Origin of the sequence: Coxiella endosymbiont of Ornithodoros amblus, from assembly GCF_019425495.1 — a bacterium.
GTDB lineage: Bacteria > Pseudomonadota > Gammaproteobacteria > Coxiellales > Coxiellaceae > Coxiella.
The window spans coordinates 1-4199 of record NZ_VFIV01000084.1; the positions used below are offsets into that span (position 1 = coordinate 1).

Sequence of the window (4199 nt, forward strand, 5' to 3'; positions counted from 1 at the left end):
CAATAAATATCAACACCAAGTATTTTAATATCTTTCATCACCTGCTCTTTATTTAAAATAGAAATTCTGTGTTGGCGCATTATAACGCCCCCTTTAAAGAGCGCACTTTTCATTGGGTTGTTTAGCTTTGCGAAGAAATCGAACAATAAACAGACTTTAGTAAAATTTACCGTCCTCTACCGAGAGTTGCTTATTCCTCAACTTCTATGAAACTGTGTAATTTTTCAGCGCGACTGGGGTGGCGCAGTTTGCGTAAGGCTTTGGCTTCAATTTGACGAATTCGCTCTCGCGTGACGTCGAATTGTTTGCCTACTTCTTCCAGCGTGTGATCAGTATTCATGTCGATACCGAAACGCATCCGCAATACTTTCGCTTCGCGTGGGGTAAGTGTAGATAAAATTTCTCGCGTAGCTTCCATGAGTCCGGCCGAAGTGGCGAAATCCATGGGTGATTCCATGTTGATGTCTTCAATAAAATCACCGAGATTAGAATCTTCATCTTCGCCAATAGGCGTTTCCATAGAAATCGGTTCTTTTGCGATCTTTAATACCTTTCTGACTTTTTCTTCCGGCATATCCATCCGTCGGCCCAGTTCTTCGGGCGTGGCTTCTATTCCGGTTTCTTGCAGGATTTGTCGACTGATGCGATTGAGTTTATTGATCGTTTCAATCATGTGCACAGGAATCCGGATAGTCCGGGCTTGGTCGGCGATCGAACGCGTAATTGCTTGACGAATCCACCACGTGGCGTAGGTTGAAAACTTGTAACCGCGGCGATATTCAAATTTGTCAACGGCTTTCATTAAGCCAATGTTTCCTTCTTGGATGAGATCCAGAAATTGCAGCCCCCGGTTGGTGTATTTTTTCGCGATTGAAATAACCAGGCGTAAATTAGCTTCGATCATTTCCTTTTTAGCACGCCGCGATTTTGCCTCACCGATAGAAACACGACGATTAATTTCTTTGATTTCTTGAATGGTTAAATTATTTTGCTCTTCCAGCTGCGCTAAATTTCGTTGAGCGCGATAGATTTCTTTGCTGTATTTTTCCAGTCGTTTCGCTTGTTCTTTGTTTTCATTTTTGTACTGCTCCAACCACTTCATGTTGGTTTCATTATGCGGAAAGGAAGCAATAAATTTTTTACGTGGCGTTTTTGCTTTGACAACGCAATAACTCATGATTAAACGTTCTTGAGCGCGCGCAGCTTTTAGTATTCGACGTAATTGACCGGTGAGACGATTAAATTGCTTGATTGAAAGTTTAAACGTTGAAAACAACTTAGCCAAGGCTTTTTGATATTTGAGCGTTGTCGGCGCTTTTTTGCCATAACGTTTAATAGCGTTTTGATAGCGGCCGTACAACTTTTTAAGCTCTTCCATATGTTGTTGAGTAATGATGGGGTCAGGACCGCTCTCGCCAAATTCATCACTGCCACCTTCTCCTCTGTCGTCCTCATCCGAGGTTTCAGCTTCTTTATTGCGGGCTTCTGGTGCAACAGGGGAGGCTGTTGATTCTTCTTCGTCAAAGAAGCCAATGAGTAGATCGCTTAAGCGGCCCTCAGTCGCTACGATGGCGTTATATTCTTTAATAAATTTTTCAATGAGTTCAGGGTATTGGACCACGGCATCCATGACTTGGCGGATGCCTTCTTCAATGCGTTTGGCGATGACAATTTCGCCTTCCCGCGTTAGCAACTCTACACTCCCCATTTCACGCATGTACATGCGAACGGGATCAGTAGTTCGGGTTTCTGTCGCCAATACTTCGGCTACGTCCTCGTTGATCTCGTCATCGTCGGATTGGGTATCTTCCTCTAAAAGCAGGGAATCGGCGTCAGGAGGAATTTCGAAAACTTTGATACCCATTTCGGTTAAACGACCGATAATGCTTTCCATTTGAGAAGGATCTGCATAATCGTTAGGGAGAAGGTTAATTAAATCTTCGTGTATCAGGTAGCCCTTATTTTTCGCTTCTTCTAGGAGTGCGCCAAAGCCTAAACGTTGCCTTTCTTCTGCATTCTCTCCTATCTCGGGTTGTTGAGTTTCTGAAGACGGCGCGGAAGACCTTTTCTCAGCAGTTTTAGTTAATGGCTGTGTCCCGACTTTAGGCTTTTCTTTTTTAGAATTAGTTTTAGCCGCTATCACCGCTTTCGGTTTTGCCGGCGGGCGCTTTATCGTTTTAAGCTTTGACTTTACAGAAGGTTTAGCTTTAGCAGTTATACAGGCTTTTTTAACAGTTGTTTTTTTCTTGGTCTTAGTAGCGCTGGATTTTTTTTTACGGCTTGGCATAAGTGTTCTTTTACCCCTTCGTTAGGATAGCTTGAGTTCTATGACTATAACCTATCAGTATACCATTTTAAATTCGTTAAATCAGTCATTACTGTTCTGTTTTTACATAAGGATGTCTGCTCATTCGTCAAGTGTTTCTTTATGAGAATATTTTATAAGTGATTGAAAATATTCTTCTTTTTTGTGTTGTTCGTGAAGGCGATTAATCGCGTCTTTCAATTCAGCAGCGAGACCGTCTTCTGATAATCCCATCTTGTAAGTGGCTAATTTGGCCATCAGGCGGCGTTGGGATTCGGGACAAAAGGCCAGCAATTCGCCAGTGGTTACTACGGGTCGTTTTTTTAAAAAGAGGACCATTTTGGCTAAAAATTGTACCTGAGGGTCCTGACTTTTTGGAATCGTCATGTCTTGAATAACGCTTACGAGTGAAGGGGCTTGGGCTAGGATTGATAAAGCATGATAAGCCAAAGAGGGCACTCGGGTAGAAGCGGCAGGCATGGAGGGCGGTGAAACCGTAAGTGAGTCGAGTTCACTGAGATCAAGGGCTAATCGTTGAGCGAGTTCTTCCAGGAGAAATTGATAAAAAATGCCTCTTGGCATCGGCCGTAGATGTTCCAATGCCTGTTTAGCGAAGGCGGCTTTGTCGTCAATAGAGCGGGTAGGGATTTCCTTTTGCAAATGAGAAAAGAAAAATTCGCTTAAGGGTGGAGCTTGATCAATTTTATTTTCGAAGGCTTCTCGCCCAATCTTTTGGATTAAGCTGTCGGGATCTTCTCCTTGCGGTAAAAATAAAAAACGAATGTGAATGCCTTCGCGCATTACAGGAAGGGTGGAAGTTAGTGCCCGCCAGGCCGCTTTTCTTCCAGCGTCGTCGCCGTCGAAACAATAAATAATTTCGTGGGTGTAACGTAATAATTTTTGTAAATGGCGAACGCTGGTAGCTGTTCCAAGGGTAGCGACTGCGTAGGTGATACCATGCTGATGAAGTGAGACGACGTCCATGTAACCTTCAACGATTAATGCGCGAGGCAAGGGGCGGTGTGTTTTGCAAGCTTCATGCAAACCATATAATTCGCTTCCTTTTTTGAAAAGGGGTGTTTCGGGAGAGTTCATGTATTTCGGTAAATCCTCGCTTACACTGCGGCCTCCAAAAGCAATGACTCGTCCGCGAAGGTCGCGGATAGGGAAGATAATGCGATTACGAAATCGATCAAAGCAACGGTTTTCTTTTTTGATGACTAAGCCGTGAGTGACAAGCTGTGACTGTATTTTTGAGTTTTTAGCAAAAGCCCGAAGGTTTTCCCAAGCGTTTGGGGCATAGCCAATAACGAATTGTTTTGCTGTTTCGCCAGTGAGTCCGCGTGATTTTAAGTAGTGAATAGCGGGGGGTGAGCGTTTTAATTCGCGTTGGTAGAAACGGGAAATAGTGGTTAATAAAACAAAATCATTGTTGACTTCTGCTTTTTTAGATTGACCGATTGTTTCATTTGGAATTTCAATGCCGAGCTGATTAGCTAAGTCTGTCACTGCTTCCAGGAATTCTATTCGGTCGAAAGCTATTAAAAAACTAATGGCGTTGCCGTGAGCACCACATCCAAAACAATAATAAAATTGTTTGCTCGAGCTCACCGTAAATGAAGGGGTTTTTTCGGTGTGAAAAGGACATAAGCCTAAATAATTAGCGCCACGTTTTTTAATAGTGACCCGTGATTGAATTAATTCAACGATATCGGTACGGGATAAAAGATCTTGAATGAAGGATTTTGGGATACGTTTGTTCATCGCGTTCAGTACCCCCTATGAGCGCAGCGAAATACGGGGGCGATAGACGAGATCATTATTTTCCCGTATTCTGCTTTGCTCCATACGTATAGGCCCTGGGTTGTTGTGTCAACAATCAGTTTTGACGAAA

Annotated in this window: 2 protein-coding genes; both read right to left on the bottom strand. The window is 43.2% G+C overall.

Going from position 1 to position 4199, the window contains the following annotated elements; translation table 11 throughout:
* Window positions 1–190: 190 nt before the first annotated feature.
* The gene (rpoD, locus tag FIV31_RS07350) at window positions 191–2287 is read right to left on the bottom strand and encodes an RNA polymerase sigma factor RpoD (RefSeq protein ID WP_280124322.1); all 2097 of its coding nucleotides are present in this window, start codon (window positions 2285–2287) and stop codon (window positions 191–193) included.
* Window positions 2288–2407: 120 nt separating this feature from the next.
* Window positions 2408–4069: a DNA primase gene (dnaG, locus tag FIV31_RS07355; protein ID WP_280124323.1), complete on the bottom strand. Its 1662-nt coding sequence runs from the start codon at window positions 4067–4069 to the stop codon at window positions 2408–2410.
* Between the last annotated feature and the right edge of the window lie 130 nt (window positions 4070–4199).